Annotated in this window: 24 protein-coding genes; 18 read left to right on the forward strand and 6 right to left on the reverse strand. The window is 61.7% G+C overall.

Annotated features, from left to right (window positions below; translation table 11 throughout):
- Positions 1-54: 54 nt before the first annotated feature.
- From MESCI_RS27220 to MESCI_RS27235, 4 genes are all read right to left on the reverse strand, one after another.
- On the reverse strand, positions 55-273 hold the full coding sequence (locus MESCI_RS27220) for a hypothetical protein (RefSeq protein ID WP_013533186.1): 219 nt from the start codon (positions 271-273) through the stop codon (positions 55-57).
- Complete coding sequence (locus MESCI_RS27225; protein ID WP_013533187.1) at positions 270-533, reverse strand: hypothetical protein; 264 nt, start codon at positions 531-533, stop codon at positions 270-272. The genes MESCI_RS27220 and MESCI_RS27225 overlap by 4 nt, the downstream gene beginning before the upstream one ends.
- Before the next feature lie 299 nt (positions 534-832).
- The gene (locus MESCI_RS27230) at positions 833-1,210 is read right to left on the reverse strand and encodes a response regulator (RefSeq protein WP_013533188.1); all 378 of its coding nucleotides are present in this window, start codon (positions 1,208-1,210) and stop codon (positions 833-835) included.
- A complete protein-coding gene (locus MESCI_RS27235; RefSeq protein ID WP_013533189.1) occupies positions 1,207-4,317 on the reverse strand; it encodes a CheR family methyltransferase in 3,111 nt (1,036 codons plus the stop codon). Before MESCI_RS27235 ends, MESCI_RS27230 begins: the two co-directional genes overlap by 4 nt.
- Positions 4,318-4,588: 271 nt before the next feature.
- Here MESCI_RS27235 and MESCI_RS27240 point away from each other — a divergent pair, with 271 nt between their 5' ends.
- Positions 4,589-5,245 (forward strand): response regulator, encoded by a 657-nt coding sequence (locus MESCI_RS27240; protein ID WP_013533190.1) that lies wholly within the window; start codon positions 4,589-4,591, stop codon positions 5,243-5,245.
- A gap of 102 nt (positions 5,246-5,347) precedes the next feature.
- Here the strand turns inward: MESCI_RS27240 and MESCI_RS27245 are convergent, their stop codons facing one another.
- Positions 5,348-5,620, reverse strand: a complete 273-nt coding sequence (locus MESCI_RS27245; protein ID WP_013533191.1) for a hypothetical protein — start codon at positions 5,618-5,620, stop codon at positions 5,348-5,350.
- Between the two features lie 204 nt (positions 5,621-5,824).
- On the opposite strand from MESCI_RS27245, the gene MESCI_RS27250 reads away from it, so the two are divergent.
- The 9 genes from MESCI_RS27250 to MESCI_RS27290 all read left to right on the forward strand — a co-directional run bounded on the left by MESCI_RS27250 (position 5,825) and on the right by MESCI_RS27290 (position 15,048).
- Entirely contained in the window at positions 5,825-6,931 is a 1,107-nt protein-coding gene (locus tag MESCI_RS27250) for an NAD-dependent epimerase/dehydratase family protein (RefSeq protein ID WP_013533192.1), read from the forward strand.
- The gene (locus MESCI_RS27255; RefSeq protein ID WP_013533193.1) at positions 6,928-8,001 is read left to right on the forward strand and encodes an NAD-dependent epimerase/dehydratase family protein; all 1,074 of its coding nucleotides are present in this window, start codon (positions 6,928-6,930) and stop codon (positions 7,999-8,001) included. The genes MESCI_RS27250 and MESCI_RS27255 overlap by 4 nt, the downstream gene beginning before the upstream one ends.
- Positions 7,998-9,290 carry a TIGR04295 family B12-binding domain-containing radical SAM protein gene (locus MESCI_RS27260; RefSeq protein WP_013533194.1) on the forward strand — a complete coding sequence of 431 codons (1,293 nt, stop codon included), beginning with the start codon at positions 7,998-8,000 and terminating at the stop codon, positions 9,288-9,290. Before MESCI_RS27255 ends, MESCI_RS27260 begins: the two co-directional genes overlap by 4 nt.
- On the forward strand, positions 9,275-10,375 hold the full coding sequence (locus MESCI_RS27265) for a glycosyltransferase family 4 protein (RefSeq protein ID WP_013533195.1): 1,101 nt from the start codon (positions 9,275-9,277) through the stop codon (positions 10,373-10,375). The genes MESCI_RS27260 and MESCI_RS27265 overlap by 16 nt, the downstream gene beginning before the upstream one ends.
- 2 nt (positions 10,376-10,377) lie before the next feature.
- Positions 10,378-11,508: a CgeB family protein gene (locus MESCI_RS27270; RefSeq protein ID WP_013533196.1), complete on the forward strand. Its 1,131-nt coding sequence runs from the start codon at positions 10,378-10,380 to the stop codon at positions 11,506-11,508.
- Entirely contained in the window at positions 11,505-12,599 is a 1,095-nt protein-coding gene (locus tag MESCI_RS27275) for a CgeB family protein (RefSeq protein WP_013533197.1), read from the forward strand. The genes MESCI_RS27270 and MESCI_RS27275 overlap by 4 nt, the downstream gene beginning before the upstream one ends.
- Entirely contained in the window at positions 12,596-13,699 is a 1,104-nt protein-coding gene (locus MESCI_RS27280; RefSeq protein ID WP_013533198.1) for a CgeB family protein, read from the forward strand. The genes MESCI_RS27275 and MESCI_RS27280 overlap by 4 nt, the downstream gene beginning before the upstream one ends.
- 23 nt (positions 13,700-13,722) lie before the next feature.
- Complete coding sequence (locus MESCI_RS27285; RefSeq protein ID WP_013533199.1) at positions 13,723-14,769, forward strand: UDP-glucuronic acid decarboxylase family protein; 1,047 nt, start codon at positions 13,723-13,725, stop codon at positions 14,767-14,769.
- Positions 14,770-14,862: 93 nt separating this feature from the next.
- A complete protein-coding gene (locus MESCI_RS27290) occupies positions 14,863-15,048 on the forward strand; it encodes a hypothetical protein (protein WP_013533200.1) in 186 nt (61 codons plus the stop codon).
- Between the two features lie 10 nt (positions 15,049-15,058).
- Here the strand turns inward: MESCI_RS27290 and MESCI_RS27295 are convergent, their stop codons facing one another.
- Positions 15,059-16,801, reverse strand: coding sequence for a hypothetical protein (locus tag MESCI_RS27295; protein WP_013533201.1), 1,743 nt, complete (start codon positions 16,799-16,801; stop codon positions 15,059-15,061).
- Between the two features lie 155 nt (positions 16,802-16,956).
- Here MESCI_RS27295 and MESCI_RS27300 point away from each other — a divergent pair, with 155 nt between their 5' ends.
- The 8 genes from MESCI_RS27300 to MESCI_RS27335 are packed head-to-tail and all read left to right on the forward strand — an operon-like array spanning position 16,957 to position 24,399.
- Positions 16,957-18,060, forward strand: a complete 1,104-nt coding sequence (locus MESCI_RS27300; protein ID WP_013533202.1) for an inositol-3-phosphate synthase — start codon at positions 16,957-16,959, stop codon at positions 18,058-18,060.
- The gene (locus MESCI_RS27305) at positions 18,057-18,653 is read left to right on the forward strand and encodes a histidine phosphatase family protein (RefSeq protein ID WP_013533203.1); all 597 of its coding nucleotides are present in this window, start codon (positions 18,057-18,059) and stop codon (positions 18,651-18,653) included. The genes MESCI_RS27300 and MESCI_RS27305 overlap by 4 nt, the downstream gene beginning before the upstream one ends.
- A gap of 14 nt (positions 18,654-18,667) precedes the next feature.
- Positions 18,668-19,768 (forward strand): CgeB family protein, encoded by a 1,101-nt coding sequence (locus MESCI_RS27310; RefSeq protein ID WP_013533204.1) that lies wholly within the window; start codon positions 18,668-18,670, stop codon positions 19,766-19,768.
- Positions 19,768-20,571, forward strand: a complete 804-nt coding sequence (locus tag MESCI_RS27315) for a sugar phosphate nucleotidyltransferase (protein ID WP_013533205.1) — start codon at positions 19,768-19,770, stop codon at positions 20,569-20,571. The genes MESCI_RS27310 and MESCI_RS27315 overlap by 1 nt, the downstream gene beginning before the upstream one ends.
- Before the next feature lie 2 nt (positions 20,572-20,573).
- Positions 20,574-21,335 (forward strand): TIGR04290 family methyltransferase, encoded by a 762-nt coding sequence (locus tag MESCI_RS27320; protein ID WP_013533206.1) that lies wholly within the window; start codon positions 20,574-20,576, stop codon positions 21,333-21,335.
- The gene (locus tag MESCI_RS27325) at positions 21,328-22,260 is read left to right on the forward strand and encodes a glycoside hydrolase 5 family protein (RefSeq protein WP_013533207.1); all 933 of its coding nucleotides are present in this window, start codon (positions 21,328-21,330) and stop codon (positions 22,258-22,260) included. The genes MESCI_RS27320 and MESCI_RS27325 overlap by 8 nt, the downstream gene beginning before the upstream one ends.
- A gap of 7 nt (positions 22,261-22,267) precedes the next feature.
- Entirely contained in the window at positions 22,268-23,416 is a 1,149-nt protein-coding gene (locus MESCI_RS27330; RefSeq protein WP_013533208.1) for a glycosyltransferase, read from the forward strand.
- Positions 23,413-24,399: a GNAT family N-acetyltransferase gene (locus MESCI_RS27335; RefSeq protein ID WP_013533209.1), complete on the forward strand. Its 987-nt coding sequence runs from the start codon at positions 23,413-23,415 to the stop codon at positions 24,397-24,399. Before MESCI_RS27330 ends, MESCI_RS27335 begins: the two co-directional genes overlap by 4 nt.
- The last annotated feature ends 1 nt before the right edge of the window (position 24,400 follow it).

A 24,400-nucleotide genomic window follows, 5' to 3' on the forward strand; every position in this document is an offset into this window, starting at 1 on the left:
CGTGTCCGGCGACCCCGCCGTTGGGCACAGAAGCGACCGTAGCCGCCACTTGGCCTAGCCGCCACTTGGCTTTGGAGATGCCGGCTGGGTTGGCTGCGTACCTTGCTGCTCGCCGCCGGTGCTGGTCTGCGGTGTCGGGTTGGTGTCGGTCGTGGGATTCTTGTCGACCGGTTGGCTGTTCGTAGTATCCGTCTTGGACTTGGCTGGATCGGCATTATCGTTGCACCCCGCCAAGGCGAGCAATGCCGCCGACATCAATAGCACTGCTCTCATGCTGACTTCTCCTGGAGTTCGGGCGAAGCCGCCTGCCAATGACCTATTCGGTCGAACCGCACCGAAAGCCCTTGCTTGACGGCGCTTCTGGCCAGCAGATGGTCCAGTTCGGCATCTTCAATCGGACTTCGTACGACCTGGCGGATGGCTTTGCAGGCAAGTTCCGTCGAGACGAAATCATATCTCCTGCTCCTGGCGACAACATATTGTTCGACCAGCATTTTTACGCGCCTGAGCGCGATTTCTTCGGCGAATTGCATTTTGTTCCTCCTGCACGCCGAACTGCCGAACCGGTACGTTGTTCCCACCCCGGTCCAAAAACATGATCGTCGAGATCATTAAAGGCTCGCGCTTTCCAACAGAAAGCGCGAGCGGGTCAGGCTGAGGGGGACCCGATCGTCCAGCATCAAACGAGGGGAGCGATGACGCTGCACGGCTACCGAACTCGCACGGACTTGAGTTGTTCCACTTCGCGGTCCCTGAGGTGTTCACAGTCGAATGAACCCTAAATCGGGCGGGCCGGAGTCACCGGATCGATCGAGGCCAGCACTGCCTGAAATCACGACGAGTGCGTGTCGGGACGAAGCAATGCCAGGTCGGCCAGGGTGTTGAGAAGGGCAGCGTCGCCTGCCGGCTTTGGCACGAATTTGCAGCTTCGGAAGGGTTGGGGAACATCACGCGGCCCAAATCCGGTCATGAAGGCGAAGGGGACGCCGCGAGCCAGCAATGTTTCGGCTACGGGCAGACTCGTTTCACCGTTCAATTGAATGTCGAGCAGCGCCACGTCGACTTTGCCTGCATCGATAAGTTGACGAGCCGCGGCGACCGACGAGACCGGGCCGATCACGGGATAACCCGCCGCACGCAGGCGAGACGCGACGTCTTCGGCGATCAGCCATTCGTCCTCGACCACCAGAACGCGCGGCCTGTCGCTCACGGCGCCTCCTTGTGGTTTGCCGGAAACGCAATCTGGACGCTGAGGCCGTCTTTGTGGAACGCGGTCTCGACATGGCCGCCCAGCCTGTAATCAATTTCACCCTGCAACAAGGTCAGCCCAAAGCCATTGTCCAACGGCGCCTTGACAGGAGGGCCGTCCTTTTCTCGCCAGCCAAATGTGAAACTGTCATCGTCGATCGACCATTGCACACTGACCTTGCCGTCGGTTTTTGACAAAGCGCCATACTTGGCCGCGTTGGTGGCCAGTTCATGGATGGCCATACTCAGGGAGAGCCCCTGTTGCGGACCTAGTTTGACATCCTTGCCATCGAGTTCGATCCGATCGATGCCGAATGGTTCGAGCTCCTGCTGGAGCATTTCCCTGACCGAGGCTTCCTTCCATCTCTCCCGGGTCAGCAGGCCGTAGGCCCGCGACATGGCATGCAGGCGGCCGATCAGCGCATCCGCGAACTCCTCCTTCGTATCAGAACTTTCCCGCGTGCGGCTTGCAATGCTGGCGATCACCGCAAGCATGTTCTTGACCCTATGGTTGAGTTCCGAGATGAGCACCTGCTGATGCTCTTCCGCCTGTGCCAGAGTGGTGACATCGACAAGTGTCACCACCACGCCCTGGATCCTGTTGCCCTTGTCGCGATAGGGATTGATGCGGACCATGTGGAACAGGCCCCTGGCATCGCGTGCCAGATGGTGATTCAGGATCTCGCCTGTCTCGAAGACCTTGTCGATGTGCTGCTTCAACTCGGGGTAGTCGAGCTGGCTAGACAGATCCGTCAGCGGCCGGCCGACATCGGAGGGACGCAGGCTGAAGAAGGATGACGCCGCCGGCGTGAAGGTACGGACCACAAGGCTGCGGTCGAGGAAAATGGTCGCGATGTCGGTGCTTTCGAACAGGTTGCGCAGATCGCCGTTGACGTGGTCGAGCTCCTCTATCTTGGCCGTCAACTCGGCGTTGATCGTGTTGAGCTCCTCGTTGAGCGACTGCATCTCCTCCTTCGAGGCTTCGAGTTCCTCATTGGTGGACTGCGCCTCCTCATTGACGGAGACGAGTTCCTCGTTCGACGATTTGACCTCCTCCAGCGCGGTCTCGTATTCCTCGATCGTCGATTGCAGGCGCTCCCTGGTGTCGCGCAGCTCCCGCTCGAGATCGGCGGTGCTGTCACTGTCACGGCCGCCGCCGTCTTCCTCTGAGCGGGCCTGGGTCGGCCCCGACGGTTCGAACAGGACGAGATAAAGCGGCTCGCCATTGCCACGTTCGGTGAGCGGTTCGATCGTGAGCTTGATCGGCTGGACCCGTTCGTCGTCTTCCTCTACGATGAGGTTTTCCCGCACCACTGTGCGGCGCGTCGTCGTCGCTTCCCGCAACGCGGCGCGGAGGTCCAGTCGCAGCCCACGCCTAGCCATCGTCAGCAACTGCCGGCTGGGAATCCCTTGCGGCGCTTCGAGATATCTGCCGGTCCTGGCCGAATAATAGACGACATCGCCCTCAGCGTTGACCAGGACATGCGGCGGAGCGAAGCGCTCCAGTACCTGCGCCTCGACAGCCTGGCGCAGCGGATAACCGGCGGCTCCCTTCCTTAAGCCGGCGCTTTCAGAGGGAAAGACGCCGGAACGGCTCTCACCGATCAAGGCGGGCAGCCTGATATGCGGCGAGGCATGCTCGCGCGCCTGGAAGAGACGATGTTTCTTGTCGACAGTGGCAAACAGATTGTCGTGCTGCCCAACGCTTTCGGAGGTGCCGAGGAACAGGTAACCGCCGGGTTTCAATGCATAGTGAAAGACAGGGATGACACGGCTCTGGATGCTCGGGCCGAAATAGATCAGCAGATTGCGGCAGGAGACCAGATCCATGCGCGAGAAAGGCGGATCGCGAATGACGCTGTGCGGCGAGAAGATGCACAGTTCCCGTATCTCGTTGCTAATGACATAGCTCTCTCCGTCGCCGTTGAAGAACCGCTGTCGGCGTTCGGGTGAAAGCCCTTGCAGCAAGGCTTCGGGATAGCGTGCCGCCCGGGCCACCGCCAGCGCAGGCTCGTCTATGTCGGTGGCAAATATCTGGACGCGCGGAACGACCGTAAGCGTCTCCATGTGTTCGCGCAGCAGGATGCCGATGGAGAACACCTCCTCGCCGGTGGCGCATCCGGGAACCCAGACCCTGACGGTGTCACTGGCGGTCTTGCCTTCGAACAACTGCGGTATGATCTTTCGCTCGAGCAACTCGAAGGCATCGGGGTCGCGAAAGAAGTTGGTGACATTGATCAGCAGATCGCGAAAAAGGTTCATCACCTCGCGAGCATCTTTCTTCAGCCAGTCTATATAGGCGCTGATGGAATGGACCTGGGCGATCTGCATGCGTCGCTTCACGCGGCGCAGGAACGTCTTGGTCTTGTAGCCCGAGAAGTCGTGGCCGGAGTGGCTGCGCAGAATGGCGTATATCTGTTCTCGCACCTTATCGATGTCGGCCGTATGGTCGCCATCTTCTTCCGCCAGCCCTTTCAGCGTGTCGAAGCCGCGGGCGAAAGCCTCCAGCTTCGCCCCGATCTCCTCGGCGGGCACAGCGACGTCGACGAGCCCGCTGGCAATAGCGCTCTGTGGCATGTCGGGATTGCGCGGCCCGTAGCCGTCGTGCGCTTGCGCGACAGTGAGGCCACCCCGCTCCTTGATCGCCTTGGCGCCCAGCGTTCCATCGGAATCACCGCCCGACAGAATGACGCCCACGGCATATTCGCCCTGGTCTTCAGCGAGCGCACTAAAGAAAATGTCGACGGGTTTGCGCTCTTGGGTAAGCCCGTTGGGCCGCCGCAGGCGCAGCACACCGTTGGCGATCGCCAGAGTGACGTTTTGTGGCATCACGTAGACGTGGTCAGGTACAACAGCTATGCCATCTTCGGCCACAACGACAGGCATCTCGGTGTAGCGGCTGACAACTTCATGCAACAGACTTTCTCGCTTCGGGCTGAGATGCGTGATGATGATGAACGCCATGCCGGGCTGGCTGGTAACGCCTTTGAACAAGCCTTCCATCGCGGGAATGCCACCCGCGGACGCGCCGATGCCAACGATGGGAAATCTAGTCGATCGGGCAGTCACGGCATGTCCCCCTTTCGCCGACCCGACATGAAGTCTCCTCAAGGCCGGATCGAACAGGACACAACCATATAGCGCGCAAGACGTATGGAACAAGACGTCAGGGATGACGTTGAACCCGATATCAATGGTGGTTCAATGACGAAACGCTCTGCTGACATAAAACTCCGAGCGCCAGTGGTGTCAGGGGCGCCTGGATCGCTAGCAGATTCCGATGCGGGGCCCGTCCCGGATCGCATGCTGATGCTTGCGAAGCGGTTGCAGGCGGCCTTGGATGACAGAATTCGGGAAGCGAATGCGCTGCATGCTAACCTCCGTTGCAAGAAAGGATGACGATGTGCGCGACCTGCGGGGGCTGCATATTCTGATAGTCGAAGACGAATGGACGCTGGCGGGAGATCTTGCGCGGTTCTTCAGCAATATGGGCGCCATCATTCTCGGGCCCGCCGCAACCGTCGAACAGGCATCCAAACATACCGAAACGGCCGAAGCTGCAATCCTCGATGTCAATCTCAATGGCCGACGTGTGTTTCCAATCGCCGATGAGTTGATGCGCCGGGGTATCCCCTTCGTGTTCTTCAGTGGCGATGACGACATCGCCATTCCCGATCATCTCCGCTACGCCAGCAATTTGCGGAAATCCTCGGGCAGCCAGGCGGTGTTCAACGCACTTTTTCCCCCGCAGGCACCGGGGCGGGCGAGTTCCATGCCGGACCCGTGCGACGATGTCTTCGCGCTTTTGCCTAAACTGCGACTTGCGGCTCGCCTTTTGCTGGGAGACGTCGACGCATCGGATCGGCTCGTCGAGAGGACGCTCGAGCAAGCGATCCGGGATGTCGACCGCAGACAGCTTGGTCAATCCACTGAAAACTGGCTCAACGGCATCATGCGAGAGATGGCGAAAACCCGCGGCGCAAACCTGATGCATTAGTTTTACCCTCCCTCTCAGGCTGAAGTGGTAAGCCGCGGGGCCGTCATTGTTGACCACATCTCGAAAACTGGGCCGTACAGATCAGCCGCTTGGCTTGTGTCATCAGTCCTTCTGATCGCGCTCGACGAATTTGTTGAAACGGCTGGCTTTCCCCTCCCCGGTCTTGGCCTGATACAGAAAGGCCAGATCGTTCTCGTCGAATATCCGGAAGAACTCGTCCCATTCGATGGGCTCGAATGCTTCCTCAGGCTCACCGAAGTCGATCCGCAGGATGCCGCCCTCGCCTTTTGTGCGCACCACTGCCGGCCGGCCGTCCCGCTCCTCGGCCCACTTGCGAATTTCGTCGTGGTCGGTGGTCGTTTGCGACTGAGACATTGAAATCTCCTTTGATCGGCGTTGCCCCATGGACACGCGGGCTGTCGGGCGTCCTAACAGCACAAGGGCGTCAATGTTCCAGCACCGCGCCGTGATCGCGATGCCGGCCCAACGAAGTCCGCCAAAGGAACTTTGTTGAAGCAAGGGAACAAACCTTTTGCCGAAAAGTTCGGGGCGCCGAGGTTACTTGTCTGAGGAGTCGTCGTGAAACGCATATTGGTTACAGGAGGCTGCGGCTTCATCGGCCGGCATGTCGCACAGGAACTCGTCGAGCAGGATTATTCGGTTCGCATCCTCGATGCGCTGCTGGAGCAGGTGCATTCGGGCGAAGCCGTTGCGCTTCCCGCCGGGACCGAACTGATCAAGGGTGATGTCCGAGACCGGGAGGCGGTCGCCAGTGCGCTGGAAGGTGTTGACGCGGTCATTCATCTGGCGGCGGAAGTCGGCGTCGGACAATCGATGTACGAGATCGCGCGCTATGTCAGCGCCAATGATCTCGGCACCGCAACGCTACTTGAAGCACTGATCAAGCACCCGGTCGAACGGATCGTCGTCGCCTCGTCGATGAGCGTCTATGGCGAAGGGCTCTATGCAACGCCAGACGGCCGGCGCATCGACAATGCCCGGCGCAAGGCGAGCGACATCAAAAGCGGGCAATGGAATCCGCTGTCGCCAGAGGGAGCCCCCCTCTCGCCGCTGCCGACGGACGAAGAAAAGCCGGTCGATCTCGCCTCAATCTATGCGCTGACAAAATACGCACAAGAACGCGCTGTGCTGATCTTCGGCGAGGCCTATGGCATCGATGCTGTCGCGTTGCGCCTGTTCAATGTCTTCGGCGCCGGCCAGGCATTGTCGAACCCCTATACCGGCGTGCTGGCCAACTTCGCTTCGCGTCTCGCCAACGGCCAACGGCCAATGATCTTCGAGGATGGCGAACAGAAGCGCGATTTCGTCCATGTGCATGACGTCGCCCGCGCCTTTCGCCTTGCACTGCAGCAACGCCAGGCAAAGGGTCATGTCATCAACATCGGCAGCGGCCGAGCCTACGCGATCAGCGAAGTCGCACGATTGCTGGCCGAGGCCATGGGGACACCGAACCGCTCGCCCGAACTGCTCGGCAAAGCGCGCTCCGGCGATATCCGCAACTGCTTCGCCGATATTTCCAAGGCCCGTGAGCTGCTCGGTTTCGAGCCGGTGCGGCAACTGGAGAATTCGCTCGGCGATTTCGTTTCCTGGGTGCGTAACACGTCCGCCGTCGACCGCGGCGCCGACATGAAACGCGAGCTCGAAGAACGCGGGCTGGTGTCATGAACACACGCAATCGACGCGACGCGCCGGTCGCCATCGTCGGCGGCAGCGGCTTCATAGGATCGAACCTCGCCGACAGCCTGTTGTCGGATGGCGAACCGGTGCTGGTGATCGACAATCTCAGCCGTCCGGGCGTCCAGCAGAACCTTGAATGGCTGGCACAAAAACACGCCAGTCGCCTCACGGTGGAGACCATCGACGTGCGGGACGCCAACGCCTTGGCGCCGGCTCTGACGGGTTCAAAGGCAATTTTCCATCTGGCCGCGCAAACCGCCGTCACCACAAGCCTGGTCCAGCCGCGCGAGGATTTCGACATCAACCTTCGCGGAACATTCAACGTACTGGAGGCGGCGCGACTGAGCGGTGAGCGTATTCCTGTTGTCTTCGCCAGCACCAACAAGGTCTATGGCAGCCTGCCCGACGTCGCGGTCCGCGAGGACGGCGACCGCTATGTGCCTTGCGACAGCGTCATCCAGGCGAACGGCATCGATGAGGCTCGGGGCCTGGACTTCTGCACGCCCTACGGTTGCTCCAAGGGCGCGGCGGACCAGTATGTGCTCGACTACGCCAAATCCTACGGCATGCCGACGGCGGTGCTGCGGATGAGCTGCATCTATGGACCGCGCCAGTTCGGAACCGAGGACCAGGGCTGGGTCGCGCACTTCCTGCTCAGCGCGCTGACGGGACGCCCCATCACCATTTACGGTGACGGCAGGCAAGTGCGCGATATCCTGCATGTTTCCGATGCCGTCGCCGCCTACAGGGCCGTACTCGACCGCATCGAGACGACCAAAGGCCAGGCATTCAATCTTGGCGGCGGCCCGGAAAATGCGCTCAGCCTGCGCACGCTGTTGAGCGAGATCCGTGGCCTGACCGGCCATGAGCTTTCAATCCGCCATGATGGCGAACGCACCGGCGACCAGCCCTTCTTCGTCGCCGACACCCGCAAGATCAAAACCGCGCTTGGCTGGATGGCCCAGGTTTCATGGCGCGAAGGCGTCCGCGACCTGGCCGACTGGCTGCAGCGCCACCGGCTCGAGCCTCACCCCGAAGCCGTGAGGTACGTCGCATGAAAATCGCTCTGGTAAACCCATTCTGGACCTACGATGACAGCATCTATTTCGGCTGCCGCCAACCACATCTGCCGCTGGAACTCGGCTATTCGAAGGCCCTGCTCGAAGCCGCCGGACATGAGGTGCTGATGCTGGATGGTCAGTTGCAGAAGCTCGACAATTCCGGTCTTTGCGAGCGGGTGGCCGATTTCGCCCCGGCAATGACTGTCGTCAGTACCGCGCCGACCTATCTGTTTTGGCGCTGCGCACCGCCGGAATTGCGCGTGCCGGCCGATTTCCTCAACCTTCTCGCCGGGCGCGGTGGACGCACGGTCGCCGTCGGGCCGCACGGCTCGGCCACGCCGGCGCCAACCTTGCGCAAGCTCGGCGTCGACATCGTCGTGCGCGGCGAATGCGAAGAAGTCGTCGAGCAACTTGCCCGGCGCGACGATTGGAGCGCAGTGCCCTCAACCGCTTATCTGCGGGATGCCAGGGTGGTTTCGAACGGCGGCGTCCACGCCAGCTCGTTTGTCGATCATCCACCCCTCGAATGGCCTGCGGACTGGATCGCAGCCCATTCGCACCACCATCACAGGTTCGATGACAATCAGGTCGGGTTCGGCGCGGAAGTCGAGGCATCGCGCGGCTGTCCCTACAATTGCAGCTTCTGCGCCAAGATCGATTTCCGTGATGCCTATCGCCGTCGAAACCACGAAGCGGTGGTCGCGGAGATCGATCGGCTGATTGCCCAAGGTGTCGGCTACATCTACTTCATCGACGAAATCTTCCTGCCGCAAAAAGCGTTGCTGGAAGCCTTGGTCGATCGCAATGTGAAATTCGGCGTACAGACCCGCATCGATCTGTGGAAGCCCGAGCTGCTGGAATTGCTGGGCGCCGCAGGCTGCGTCTCCATTGAAGCAGGGCTCGAAAGCCTGACGGTTGAAGGCCGGGCGATGCTGGCCAAGCGCTGCCGGCTGGGCACCGAGGAACTTGCCGCGCTGCTCGTCGATGCTAGACGTCACGTTCCATTCGTTCAAGCCAATCTGATCGGCGTGGTCGAGGATGATCCCGCCCTGGTCGAGCACTGGCGAACCCACCTGATCGACCACGGCGTATGGGCCAATGAACCTGTTCCGCTTTATCCGTATCCGAGTTCGCCCAGCTATCGCGAGCTTTGGGGCGAACCCGACGACCTTGCCTGGGAGCGCGCCCATGACCACTATCTCGCATCCTTCCAGAAATTCAGTGACATCCAGGAGAAGCGGCCCCGGCCGCTGGCGGAACTGGAGGCGACATGTTGCGGACACTGACGCCGCGCTCGTGGCGCATCCTGATGACCGTCGATGCCGTGGGCGGCGTATGGCGCTATGCGCTTGATCTGGCAAGGGAACTTGTGAACGGCGGCGACAGTGTGGTGCTTGCCGGGCTCGGTCCCCAGCCGACGAGGCAGCAGGCTGCGGAGGCAGAGGCTTTCACCACGCTGATCTGGTTGAACACGCCGCCGGATTGGATGACCCGCAACGGCGGCGACCTGGATGCGCTACCGCGAGAATTGCTTGCGCCCATGCGCGACCACGCCATCGACCTAGTCCATTTCAACGCGCCGACGCAGGCGGCGGGATTCGATGCGCCGTGCCCAGCCGTGGCGGTCTCCCATTCCTGCGTGACGACATGGTTCCATGCCGTCAGGAAACAGGCAGTGGATGGCGCATGGGCCTGGCAGAAGGAGCGCAACAGGCGTGGCTTCAATCGGGCCGACGCAGTCATCGTGCCGAGCCGCAGCCACGCCGACATGCTTGAGACCTGCTACGGCCCGATCGCGCGTCTGAGTGTGGTGGGAAATAGTGCCAGTCCGGTGCCGAAGGCCGAAAAGCGCCAACCGCTCGTCTTCGCCGCTGCCCGCTGGTGGGACGAGGGGAAGAATGCGGCGGTGATCGACCAGGCCGCGTCGCTGACGCAATGGCCCGTCTTTGCCGCCGGTTCGATGCACGGTCCGAACGGCGGGCGTACCAGCTTCAGCTATGCTGTTCCCCTGGGAGCACTGCCGTCTCACGAGGTGCGCTCCTTGATGGCGCGCGCCGGCATTTTCGTGTCGCCGTCGATCTATGAGCCATTCGGTCTGGCCGCGCTAGAAGCTGCCATGTCGGCGACGCCCCTGGTGCTTTCCGACATCGCAACCTATCGCGAACTATGGGACGGGGCCGCGATGTTCTTTGACGCGCGCAATCCGCACGACCTCGCTGCCGGCCTCAATCGTCTTTCCAGCGATGCCGAACTCAGGCGAGAGCTCGGCCAGGCAGCGATGCGGCGGAGCCGCCGGTTTACACTGGCCAGGCAAGCGGCAGCCATGCGAGGCGTCTACGACAAGGCGGCCCTGGCTATGGCGGGGCGTTGACCATGCGCTTTTTGTTCTACACCCACTCGGTCGTATCCGACTGGAACCACGGCAATGCCCATTTCCTGCGCGGTATCATGCGGGATCTGATCGCGCGCCAGCACCAGGCAGTCGCGCTGGAGCCGTCCGACGGCTGGAGCCGTTCGAACCTGTTGGCCGAGAAGGGATCCTTCGCCATCGAACGCTTCCGCAAGGATTTCCCAGAGTTGATGCCGGTGACCTACGATGCCGGGTTCGATCACGAGGCCTGGATCGCCGAGGCCGACGTTGTGATCGTTCATGAGTGGACGGATCCGGAGCTTGTCGCACGCATCGGTCATGCCCGGGCCGCTGGCGGCAACTTCATCCTTCTGTTTCATGACACCCATCACCGGGCCGTATCGGCAACCGAGGCAATCTCGGCGCTACGGTTGGAGCACTATGACGGCGTCCTCGCCTTTGGCGAGGCCTTGCGCGAGAGCTATCTGCGCGCCGGCTGGGGCAAGCGCGTCTTCACCTGGCATGAAGCCGCGGACGATCGCCTGTTCAAGCCGCACCCAGAGATCCATCCCATGTCCGATCTGGTCTGGATTGGAAACTGGGGCGACGATGAGCGGACTGCCGAACTCAAGGAATTTCTGATCGAGCCAGTACACGATCTCGGTCTCGAGGCCACTGTTCACGGCGTACGCTATCCCAAGCCCGCACTTGCGGACCTGGCCGCCGCCGGACTGCGCTATGATGGGTGGATCGCCAATGCCGATGTGCCGAAGGCGTTCGCCGCGCATCGTGTCACCGTTCACATCCCACGGCGCCCCTATCGTGAGGGATTGCCTGGAATTCCGACGATCCGGATGTTCGAGGCGCTCGCCTGCGGCATTCCGCTGATTTCAGCACCCTGGTCCGATGTCGAGCAGTTGTTCAGGCCCGGCGTCGACTTCCTGTTTGCGGAGAACGGCTCTCAGATGCGGCAACACTTGCGGGCGGTATTGGCCGATGCGGATTTCGCGGCTTCCCTGGTGACTTCGGGCCTCGAGACCATTCGCTCCCGGCATACCTGCCAGCACCGCGTTGACGAGCTGTTCCGCGTGCTCACGGCATTCACGACCGAACATACCATCAACAACACCACCGCAAAGGAAGCCGCCGCATGAAGATGGCATTCTACGGATCGAGTCTTTTGTCGTCCTACTGGAACGGTGCCGCGACTTACTATCGCGGGTTGCTGAAGGCGCTTTCCCAATTGGGCTACGAAATCACCTTCTATGAACCCGACGTCTACGACCGGCAGAAGAATCGCGACATCGAGGCGCCTGACTGGTGCACTGTCGTCGTTTATGAAGCGACCCAGCACGCGCTGATGCAGGTCGCGGCACGTGCCGCCAGCGCCGACATCGTCGTCAAGGCGAGTGGCGTCGGTTTCGAGGACGAGGCGCTGCTGCGCGCCGTTCTCGACCACGCCCGCAGCGACGCGCTGGTGGTATTCTGGGACGTGGACGCTCCGGCAACCCTTGCCCAGTTGCGCGACGAACCGGACCATCCGCTCCATAGCGCCCTGCAAGAAATCGACCTTGTGCTGACCTATGGAGGCGGCGACCCCGTGGTATGGGCCTACCGTGCCATGGGGGCGAACGAATGCGTGCCGATCTACAATGCGCTCGATCCCCAAACGCATTATCCGGTCACCAGCAATGCGCGTTTCGCTTGCGATCTGGCGTTCCTTGGCAACAGGCTGCCGGATCGTGAGGCACGGGTCGAAGCGTTTTTCCTCGATCCCGCATGCCAGCTGCCGAAACAGCGTTTTCTGCTCGGTGGATCGGGCTGGGGGGACAAGCCGCTTCCCGCCAATGTCGGCTGGCTCGGTCACGTCGGCACCCGCGATCACAATGCCTTCAACGTCACACCCAAGGCGGTTCTGAACATCAGCCGCGACAGCATGGCCGTAAACGGTTTTTCACCGGCCACGCGTGTCTTCGAGGCGGCGGGCGCCGGCGCCTGCCTCATCACCGATGCGTGGCTGGGCGTGGAACTGTTCCTGAAACCAGGCGAGGAGATCCTGGTGGCGCGCGACGGCGGCGATGTCGCCGAGATCATGTGCTCGCTGACCTCCAGTCGGGCAAAGGCAATCGGCCAGGCCGCACTTTGCCGCGTGCTGGCCGATCACACCTACGCGTTGCGGGCGGACGTGGCCGATGCAGTCTTCAAACGTCACTTCGAGCAGGGGACCGTGGAGGCAGCGGAATGACCAAGCAATTGGACATCGTCTTTCTTGGCCTGTCGCTGTCCTCATCCTGGGGAAACGGCCACGCCACGACGTTTCGAGGCCTGCTGAAAGGTCTGCACGAACTCGGCCACGGCGTGACCTTTCTGGAGCGCGAGGTGCCGTGGTACGCAAACCACCGCGATCTGCGCGATCCGGATTTCTGCGCCTTGCGCTACTACGAAACCACCGCGGAGTTACAACGCGACTACGCCCGGTGCCTGGAGCAGGCCGACATCGTCGTCATCGGCTCGTTCGTGCCGGAAGGGCGCGTGGTCATCGACATCGTCGCTTCACTTTGCAAAGGGCGCTTCTGCTTTTACGACATCGACACGCCGGTGACCGTGGCGCAGCTTTCAGCCGACGATTGCGATTATCTGAGCTGGCGGCAGATTCCTTACTTCGACGTCTACTTCTCGTTCACCGGCGGGCCGATGCTTGGCCGTCTGGTGGAGGACTTCGGCGCGCGCCGCGCCGAACCGCTCTACTGCTCGGTCGACCCGGAACGGCACCACCGGACCGGCGATCCGATCCGCTGGGATCTCGGCTATCTCGGCACCTACAGTGCCGACCGGCAGGCAATGCTGAACGCGCTGCTGCTCGAGCCCGCACGGCATATGCGGGACCGGCGTTTCGTCGTGGCCGGTTCGCAATACCCATCCGACATCATCTGGCCGGACAATGTCGAACGTATCGAACATCTGCCGCCCGCCGATCATGCCGCGTTCTACAACCGTCAGCGCTACACGCTGAACGTCACACGCAGTTCCATGATCGCCGCGGGATGGTCGCCCAGTGTGCGCCTGTTCGAAGCGGCTGCTTGCGGCACGCCCATCATCAGCGATCGCTGGCCAGGGCTCGACAGCTTCTTTCCCGCTTCCGCGATCCACACCGCCGGGGAAACGGACGATGTCGTCGAGATCCTTTTCGGCGAGTCCGAGCGCACACGCCTCGCCATGGCCCGCCGGGCCCGCGAACGCGTCCTCGCATCCCACACCGGTGCGGCCAGGGCCCGCGAATTCGTGGCGGCGTTGACACAGCCAAGGGCGGCGGCCCTCGATTTCGACATCGGAAGCGCAGCATGACCAGCAGACAGGAGAAAACGGCGATGCGACAAACACGAAACGCGCGAAGGGCAAAGGCAGTGCTTGTTGCCGGCGGTGCGGGATTCCTCGGTTCGCATCTTTGCGAAACATTGCTCCGCAACGGCTGGCGCGTGATCTGCGCCGACAATTTTCTGACTGGGCGCATGGAGAACATCATCTCGATCATGGACCATCCGGGTTTCCGGTTGATCGAGCAGGATATCTGCCGGCCATTGGATCTCGGCGAGCCCGTGGAGCGTATCTTCAACCTGGCATGCGCTGCCTCGCCGCCGCGTTACCAGGCCGACCCTATCCACACCACGCGAACCTGCGTGATTGGAACGCTCAACCTGCTCGAACTCGCTGTCCGATATGACGCGCGGCTGCTACAGGCCTCGACGAGCGAAGTGTATGGCGATCCGGAACAGCATCCCCAGAGGGAGGATTATGTTGGCCATGTGAACTGCACCGGTCCGCGCGCCTGCTACGACGAGGGCAAACGCACCGCCGAAACGCTTTGCTTCGACTATCTGAGAGCCGGCAAAGCCGACGTGCGCGTCGCGCGCATCTTTAACACCTACGGCCCGAGAATGGATCCGGCGGACGGCCGCATCGTCTCGAACCTGATCATGCAGGCGCTCGAGAAACGTCCCCTGACGATCTTCGGCGACGGCTTGCAGACGCGATCCTTCTGCTATGTCTCCGATCAGATCGATGGATTGAGGCGCCTGATGGATATCGATCCCAATCCAGGCAAGCCGGTCAATCTGGGCAATCCCGGAGAATTCACCATCGTGCGACTGGCTGCGTTGGTGAAGGCGATGACGGGTACCAAATCGGATCTGAGATTTCTACCGCTGCCGCAAGACGATCCTCGGCGCAGGCAGCCCGATATTTCGCGTGCAAAAGCGCTGCTCGGCTGGACGCCGAAGGTGCCCCTTAACGAAGGGCTCAAGCTGACGATCGATTATTTCGCAGCTCTCGAAGGCAGCCGCATCGGCGATCAGATGACGGGCTTTGCCAAAAGAGCGAGGCCCGCACCCGGAGGGCTGCAGAACCTTCCGGCGTGATGCGAGATGGCGCCGAACCTTTCCCGAAATCGTGCGGAACATCCGCCCAGGCTTGTGGTTTGGCAGGAGGACCCGATACGGAGGATTACCCTCATGCAACCCAAGCGCCCCTCGAGGGATATCGACCAGATGGCCGAACGCGAGACCGCTGCCTATCTGCGGCGCGCCTCGATTACCTATCTCGAGTGCTGCGTCAGCCTGATGATGACGCATCTGCAGCGCGAGGAAGTGGCCACTATTCTCGAGCAGGAAGCAGACATGCTGCGAAGGCTGGACTGATCGGAAACGATCATATCCGGCATTCGTCCAGGAACCGTATCAGCGGCATCCTATATCGGTCTGCCATCTCGGCCAGCCTTGTTTTTTCCCCGCCGTTTTCGGATTGCGCAGCCGTGCTCCAGAGCCCGAGTTGGAATGCCAAATAGCATGGTTCGAAAAAGCCGATGTGGTCATGGTCGATGGCAAGTTCCATTCCCTCGACCAAGGTCCTCACATCGCTGTCGGACAGTCCATACTCGACGCGGGCGCCGGCAATGTCCCACTCAATCGGTTGGCAGCCGATCAAATCATGTGCCCGGCAGTGGTCAACAGCATCTGTCTTGAGCACCGTGCCATCTGCACGAACGAGAAACTCCCACGGTTGAAGCTTTCCGTCGATTTCAACGCGCTGCAGCACATGCGCGGAGGTCCGTTTCGAGAGCCAACCGCGCAACGTCGCTGCGCGTTTCTCATCCAAGGCTTCCGACGCATTGGAAACAGCCATCTCCGCGAGCGCAAGCAATGATGCACCCGGTTCGCAAGTTCGAAGATTGAGCGCACGCCAGGTCAGGTAGTTTGTGAGCTCCGCGATCAGTTTTTCCCTGGGCAGCGGCGCCTGATCCATCGTGCTGCCATCAATCCACCGTTCAACCAGAAAGCCATGGCAAAGCGCGACAACTTGCGATCCGAACCCGGCTTCATGCAACATCGCCGCGGCTCGTTTCTTGCGGAGTCCGGTTTCGCCGAGGCCGGCGAATTTGACGAGCCAGCGGTCACGCCCTGCGGACGCCAGGAATTTACGCCGCTCGGTACCGCGTGGGCTCGGCGGCCAGCGTCCTTCGTCGGCATAGTGGGCGGCCCGCCACTCGCCACCAGATAGTTCGGTCAGGTTTAATTCCGGCCTGCCGACAGCCTCGGCCACCCAATCGCGCAGCGTGGGAATTTTCGAGTTTTCGGAGAAGGTGCATTCAAACGCCGTCGCCACATGTTTCGGACAGCGCGACCACGTTTCCCGAGCCTCCGGCGACGCTTCGCTGCCCGGGCCGCCTGAATGGCTGGGAAACAGGTGAATGCGGTCCGTATCGACATCCAGTTCACGCAGCCAAACGACAACGGCATGCATCGAACTGCCGGACAGGCCGGGACCCTCGTCGACAACGGCGAAACGCGCCGATGGATTGTTCTTCCAAGCGGTGATCGACCGCGGATCGGCGTTGATGTGCCTGTGGAAGGGATGGCCGATCGGACGAACGCTGAATGGCGCAGGCGCGCCAATCGAGGCCGCCACCATAGCTGCGAGCCCAAGGCCAATGCTGCGGACACCGATAACGCATGTGTTCGCATCGAGCCCCGACTTCTGCGCCGCGTCCAAATAGCTTTCGGGATAAAGCGCATAATGCGCATAACCCTCAGCGGAGCCGGTCAGAACCTCGGCCTGACAGTCGAGCCCGGCCAGCAGCTTGAGAAGTCCCGGATCGATGCCACCGCCAACGTTGAAACCGCTTCGCCACGACTTCGCTACCTCGGCGGCAAGCCCGACCAGCAGCCTGGCGCCTTGCTGTTGCCGTGGCGAAAAAATGTCGATGCCGCAGGTTTCGAAATCGACGTCGGCAAGCGCCTGAACCAGCTCCGACACGCTGATGAACAGTCCGACCAATGCAGCATGGCGTCGGATGCCATGAGACATCCGATCAAGTCTTACGGCCATTTCGCCTGCTGCTTCGCGAAGCTGTTGTGCGTCCTGCGTCCGCTTGTGGTCGCCGTAGACGATCATCGATCGGTTTCCAATGCTTGCCGTGCGGGAACGCATCGGATGCGGCTTCGATCCATGCTGTCTCGCGCAATTTTTCGATGGGCGGAGGAACATTCCGGCAAGCTGATGGTTCGGCGCCAGGAACTTACCTTTGAACAACATAGGGTGGCGGTTTCGTGGGATCGAAAAAGGTTCGTGTTGGTATCGTTGGGGTCGGCAATTGCGCATCCTCCCTGGTGCAGGGCCTCTCGTTCTATCGTCACGCTAAAAGCAACGAACCAATCCCTGGGCTGATGCATGCCGACCTCGGCGGTTACCATGTCGACGACATCGAGATTGTCTGCGCATTCGATGTCGCCAAGAGCAAGGTTGGCCTCGACGTCGCGGAAGCGATCTACGCCGCCCCCAACAACACGTTCCGCTTTGCCGACGCCATGACAACCGGCGTTCGCGTCGAGCGCGGACCGACGCTGGACGGGATCGGCAAATATTTGCGCGACGAGATTGAAGAAGCTCCCGAGCCGGTTGCCAATGTCACCGAGATCCTGCGTGACAGCAGCGCTGACGTGCTGGTTTCCTACCTGCCGGTGGGTTCCGAGGAGGCGACCTGCTTCTATGCCGAATGCGCACTCGAGGCCGGCTGCGCCTTCGTCAATTGCATACCGGTCTTTATCGCCTCACGTCCGGAATGGCGACGGCGCTTTGAGCAGCGCGGGCTGCCGCTGGTCGGCGACGACATCAAGAGCCAGGTCGGCGCGACCATCGTGCATCGGTTGCTAGCCAATCTCTTCCGTGAACGCGGCGTACGCATCGACCGCACCTATCAACTGAATTTCGGCGGCAACACCGATTTTCTCAACATGCTGGAACGCGAGCGGCTGGAATCGAAGAAAATCTCCAAGACACAGTCCGTGGCCAGCCAGTTCGATGTTCCCCTGGAGCCGGGCAACATCCATGTCGGCCCGAGCGACCATGTGCCTTGGCTCACCGATCGCAAGTGGGCCTATATAAGGGTCGAAGGCACGACCTTCGGCGGCGTGCCGCTCAATGCCGAGCTCAAGCTGGAGGTCTGGGATTCGCCCAACTCGGCCGGCGTGGTGATCGATGCGGTACGCTGCGCCAAGCTGGCGCTCGATCGCGGCATAGCCGGCGCGCTGACCGGTCCCTGCAGTTATTTCATGAAGTCGCCTCCCGAACAGTTCACCGACGCCGAAGCGCGGCAGCGCACGCTCGCTTTTATCGCAGGCAAGGACGAGCCTTTGCTCGATGCCGCAGAATGACGACGACCTTCTTTCTGATCCGCCATGCGGCACACGAAAATGTCGGCTCCTATCTGGCAGGCCGTATGGACGGCGTTTGCCTCGGCGATGCCGGTAAGGCGCAGGCAACGCAGCTTGGCTGCCGCATGGCCCGGGAGCCCATCGTCGCGATCTTGTGCAGCCCGCGCGAGCGTACCCGAGAGACGGCGCTGCCAGTTGCGCTCGCCTGCGGTGTCGGAGAAATCGCGATCTGCGCCGAACTTGACGAGATCGACTTCGGCGACTGGTCGGGAAAGACTTTCGATGAGCTGAATGGCGACGCCAGCTGGCGAGCCTGGAATGATCAGCGGCAAGTGGCAAGGACACCGAGTGGCGAGACCATGCACGATGTCCAGCAGCGCGTCGTCGCGGTGATGAATGCTGTCCACGAGCAGCATCCGAATCAGTGTGTCGCCCTGGTCAGCCACGCCGATGTGATCAAGGCCGCCGTCTGCAAGGTCCTTGGCTTGCCGGCCGGCGACTGCTTTCGCTTCGACATCGATCCCGCTTCGATCACGACGATCGTGTCGGGGGACTGGGGGGCGAAGCTGATCCGATTGAACGAAGTTGCCTGACGAGGATTTGCCGGATGCAGATGGTCATTTTCGGTCTTACCGTCACGTCTTCATGGGGCAACGGCCATGCCACCTTATGGAGGGGACTGATCCGAGCCCTCGCCCGGCGCGGCTGGTCCGTTACCTTCTTCGAACGCGACACGCCCTACTATGCCGGAGCGCGCGATCTTGATCGCCTGGACGGCGGCAACGTCGTGCTCTACCCGGACTGGGAGGACATCCGCCGGGTCGCGGAGCAAACGGTCAAGCAATCGGATGTCATTATCGTCACCTCTTATTGTCCCGACGCCGTGGACGCCTCGCGGCTGGCGCAGCAGGCAGGCCGCGGACTGCGTGTGTTCTACGATCTGGACACTCCGGTCACGCTTGCCCGCATCGAACAAGGTGAGCGTCCACCCTATTTCGGCCCTGAGGGTCTTGCCGATTTCGACCTCGTCCTGAGTTACACCGGCGGCTCGGCGGTCGACGCGCTGAAGACGGTTCTGGGTGCGCGCCATGTGGTGCCGCTCTATGGGCACGTCGATCCCGACCAACACCGGCCGGCAGAGAAGCGGGCCGAATTCGCCGGTGATCTGTCCTATCTCGGGACCTACGCGGCGGATCGCCAGGCCGGCGTCGAAAAGCTTCTGGTCCGCACCGCCGCGCGTCTACCGGATCAACGCTTCATCATCGGCGGCGCACAGTATCCGCAGGAATTCCCGTGGGGCGACAACATCTTCTTCGTCAGGCATCTGCCACCGGCCGATCATCCGGCGTTTTTCTCATCCTCCCGACTGACGCTGAATGTCACCCGCGAGGCGATGGTGCAAAAAGGCTGGTGTCCTTCGGGCCGGTTGTTCGAAGCGGCGGCATGCGGGGTGCCGATCATAACCGACACCTGGCCTGGCCTGAGCAGCTTCTTCGAACCCGGCAGCGAGATCCTGCTGGCCCACGACACCGATGACGTGGTCGCGGCGCTCGCCTTGCCGGCAGATGAACTCGATGCCATCAAAACCCGTGCGCGCGAACGGGTTCTGGACGAACACACTTCTGCCCGGCGCGCGGCGGAGCTGGACCACATTCTAAACGACGCCTTTCAAAGATCTCCCCGCGAACCGATGATGGAAGCAGTCTGATGTTGGGCATCGTGCCCGCTGCCGGGCGCGGCAGCCGCATTCAACCGCTCGGCTTCTCGAAAGAGCTGCTGCCGGTAGGCAGTCGGATCGATGGACAGACGGAGCGTCCCTGCGCGGTGAGCGAGTACCTGGTGCGGCGGATGGTGCGCGCCGGCGTCGACAAGATCTGTTTCATCATCGGATCGGGCAAATCCGACATTCTCGAATATTACGCCGCCGGCTATGGTGACGCTGCCGCTCTGTTCGTGGTGCAGCCCAACCCTGTTGGACTTTGCGATGCGATTTTTCGGGCAGCGCCTCTCGTCGCGCCCGAGGAGACGGTTTTGATTGGTTTGCCCGATACGATCTGGTTCCCCGAGGACGGCTTCTCCTGCCTGCCGGATAGTTCCCTATCGTTTCTGCTCTTCCCGGTGGACCGCCCGGAATTTTTCGATGCCGTGGTTCTCGACGAGGGAGATCGGGTAAAGGAAATTCAGGTCAAGCGGCAAGACGCTGCCACGAACTGGATCTGGGGGGCGTTCAAGATGCCGGGCCGGATCTTGCACCAGCTCGCTGCACTCTGGCGTGAACGGGACCGGCGTGACGAATATATCGGCACCCTGATCAATGCCTATCTGGCTGCCGGCGGTGAAGCCTACGGTGTCAGGGCCGGAGTCTCCTACGTCGATGTCGGCACCTTCAACGGCTATCGCACGGCTCTTCGGCTGCTCGAAGAGGGCGTCGCATCCGAACAACGCCAAACCGCCATGCTTGTGGGTGGAGCACACCCGCATGTGCCTGTCGTTCCCGGCGAAGGAGCCTGACCATGCTGCATTCCCATGCCGAAATCCGCCGCCGTATCGATGCTCTCGGCCCATGGTTCCACAACATGGAACTGGCCGGTGTCGAAACCGCTCCCAACCATTTTCTCGGCAATTACCCGCTGATCAAATGGCGCAAATTCGCCGAGGCCATTCCCGCGGATCTGACAGGCAAGACGGTGTTGGATATCGGCTGCAATGCCGGCTTCTATTCCATCGAGATGAAACGGCGAGGTGCTGCCCGTGTCCTCGGCATTGATTTCGATGAGGCTTATCTGGCGCAGGCCCGCTTTGCCGCCGAGATCGCCAATTGCGAGATCGAATTCCAGAAACTGTCGGTCTACGACGTCGGCGCCCTGCGCGAAACATTCGATATCGTGCTGTTCATGGGGGTGCTTTATCACTTGCGCCACCCGTTGCTTGCGCTCGACCTTATCCGTGAGCATGTCGCCGGTGATCTGATGATCTTTCAGTCCATGCAGCGCGGCAGCACCGATCTTCCCGAGATGGAAGAGAACTATCATTTCTGGACGCATGACCTGTTCGACCGGCCGGAATTTCCCAAGCTCCATTTCATCGAGCACCGCTATGCCGACGACCCGACCAACTGGTGGATACCCAATCGAGCCTGCACCGAAGCGATGCTGCGCAGCGCCGGTTTCGAGATCGTTCTGCACCCTGAGCAGGAGGTCTATTTCTGCCGGGCCGCAGGCGACCCGGCCAGTGGCGGTCCCGTCTACCCCTCGAAAGGACAGCGCCATGATTGAAGCCGCGATGATCTGGAACGAGCCCAACAACAAATCGCATTGGGATCCCGAGCTCGACCCCGACTGGAGCCGCTTCGCCAGGATGGCAATCCTGGCGGCGGACGCAATCGCATCTGAAAACCCGGCTTTGACCAAAGTGCTCGGTGGCATCTCGCCGATAGACCCGGGATTCATCACCCGCATGAAGGAATTCGGCGTGCTGGATCATGTCGACGCCGTCGCCGTGCACGGCTTTCCGCTCGACTGGAACCTGTGGCAAATCCAGGAATGGCCGCAGAAGATCGGCGAGATCGCGACCGTCACCGACCTTCCCATCTGGGTCAGCGAAGTCGGCGTATCGACCTTCGGCGCCGAGGAAATCCAGGTCTGGGGGCTCAAGCGAACAGCTGAATTGCTGCTCGGCAATGCACCACGCGTCCAGTGGTACAGCCTCTACGATCTTCCGCGTGAATGGGAAGCAACGACGCGTCACCGCGAAGCCGAAGGCTCCTCTTATTACCGTCATTTCCATATGGGGCTGCTGCGCCAGGACGGCACGCCAAAGCCCGCGCTGGAGGAATTCCTGCGCTATACACCCGCAATGGGACTGGTGCAGTGGTTTCATTTCGAAGATCCGCGGCTGGACGACGCTGTCGCCTGGATGAAGCGGCTGGGTGTCACCTATATGCGTACCGGGCTTTCCTGGGCGGACAGTTTTCGGCCGAATGCGCTGGACTGGTTCGACCGGCAGATGGAAGCACTCGCCGATTTCGACGTGACGGTCACCTTCTGCTTCACACCTCAGCATCGCGGAATGATGCCCCACCACACCAGCCCGCCACTGGTGCCGGAGGAGTTCGCGGAATTCTGCTCAACCATGATCCGCCGCTATGCGCCTGGCATGACATCCGCCTCGCTCCCCACGCGGCGGGCCTCGGCCGCGTGAAATCGTCATGCTGCCCATGCATCAGATGCCGGACTTCGCAACACCACTGACAGGTGGGGATGCGGCGCAGGGCACCGGGACGCAACCGGCCGCGACACTCACCGTCCTCAATGTCGCCTACCCTCTCGCGCCCGTCGGACCCGACGCTGTCGGCGGTGCCGAACAGGTTCTGTCGATGCTCGATCGGGCATTGGTTCACGCCGGCCATCGATCTATCGTCATTGCTTGCCGTGGCTCCAGCACGAGCGGCACGCTTGTGGAAATACCGGCCGAAAACGGCATGCTCGACGAGGCGGCGAAGCGCCGCGCGCAAGAGGCCCATCGCAAAGCGATCGCCGCTGCCCGCGCCCGATGGCCCATCGATGTGGTTCATCTGCACGGCATCGATTTCGACGCTTATCTGCCCGACGATGGTCCGACCTTGGTGACCCTCCACCTGCCGTTGGATTGGTATCCGGCCGCGGCATTGCGCCCGACGCGTGGCGACCTCTGGCTTCATGCGGTCTCACCCAGCCAGCAGAAAACCGCGCCATCAGGCGCCAGGCTGACGGCACCGATTCCGAACGGCGTCGACATCCAAGCACTGAACCTGCCGCAGCCGAAGCGCGACTTTGCCCTGGTTCTGAGCCGGGTTTGCCCGGAGAAGGGCATTCACCTGGCGCTCGATGCAGCCAAACTAGCAGGCGTTCCGCTGGTCGTCGGCGGTAAGGTCTATCCCTACGAAACACATACGCGGTACTTTCGCGACGAGGTCCAATCTCGCCTCGATGGCCGCCGCCGCTTCCTTGGTCCGCTCGGCTTCACCGCCAAGCGACGCTTTCTCAACGCAGCGCGCTGTCTGGTCATTCCGAGCCTCGCAGCCGAGACCAGCTCGCTTGTGGCCATGGAGGCCCTCGCCTGCGGTGCCCCGGTAGTCGCCTTTCCAAATGGTGCGCTTCCCGATGTCGTAGAGCACGGCAGGACGGGCTTTCTCGTCGACACGGTCGACGAGATGGCCCAAGCCATTCTTGCGGCGCCCAGCTTGGATGCCGAGACATGCAGGGCGGAGGCGCGACGGCGGTTTTCGCTGGAACGGATGATCTCGTCTTACATGGACGCTTATCAGGCGCTGGCACAGCTTGGCACTGGTCGCCGGCGCTTGGCTGCGACGCCGTGAGCAAAGCGGTGCTGCGCTGCGAAATCATCGGTGACCCCGCGCAGTTCGACGCCTTGACGCCGCACTGGTGGAAACTGTGGCAGCAGAGTCCCTCGGCGACGCCGTTTCAATCTCCCGCCTGGCTGGTGCCATGGTGGCACGCATTCGCACCCGGTGAACTGGCGACAGTCGCGGTCTGGCACGGCGGGGATCTGGTCGGGCTGGCGCCGTGTTACCTGGAGCATGGGACGGCTGGTTCGAAGCTGCTTCCGGTCGGCATTTCGCTCAGCGATTATCTGGACATCCTGGCTGTCCCTGGTATCGAAGCCGAGGTTGTCGGCATTATCACCGAGTCGATCTTCACGATCGGGTGGGCGCAATGGATCTTGTCGGACTTGCCACAGGACAGCGTCGCCCTTGCGATGAAGCATCCCGAGATGGATCGGCCGACCGCCCATGCCGCCTGCCCCGTGCTCGCCATCGCCGGCGACGAAACGCTGGCAGGCTGCGTCCCCGCAAGACGCAGACGCCAGTTGCGTCGGGCGCGCCAGGCGGCATCAAGATGCGGCCGGATTGCGCTGTCATCGGCAAACGGCAGTCCGCAAACCTTCCTCGATCAATTGATCCGCCTGCACAATGTGCGATGGGCCGAACACGGAGGGGGTGTGTTGGCCAACCCCGCCGTCGAGCAATTCCATCGGCTCTCGCTTCCCTTGCTCGATGCTCATGGTCTGGTGCGATGCTGGCTGCTCGCGATCGATGACAGGACCATCGGTGCCTATTACGGATTTCACCACCGCGGCCGTGCCTACGCTTATCTGGGTGGGTTCGACCCTGCTTATGCCGAGGAGAGCCCGGGCGCGATCCTGATTGGCCACGCAATCGTGGAGTCGATCCGCGAAGATGCGCGCGAGTTCGATTTCCTGCGCGGCCAGGAGGCCTACAAATATGGCTGGGGCGCCGCCGACAGGTGGACGATGCGCAGGGTCTGGACGCGGAGTTGAC

The sequence above is a fragment of the Mesorhizobium ciceri biovar biserrulae WSM1271 genome, from assembly GCF_000185905.1.
In the GTDB taxonomy this organism is placed as follows: Bacteria; Pseudomonadota; Alphaproteobacteria; order Rhizobiales; family Rhizobiaceae; genus Mesorhizobium; species Mesorhizobium ciceri.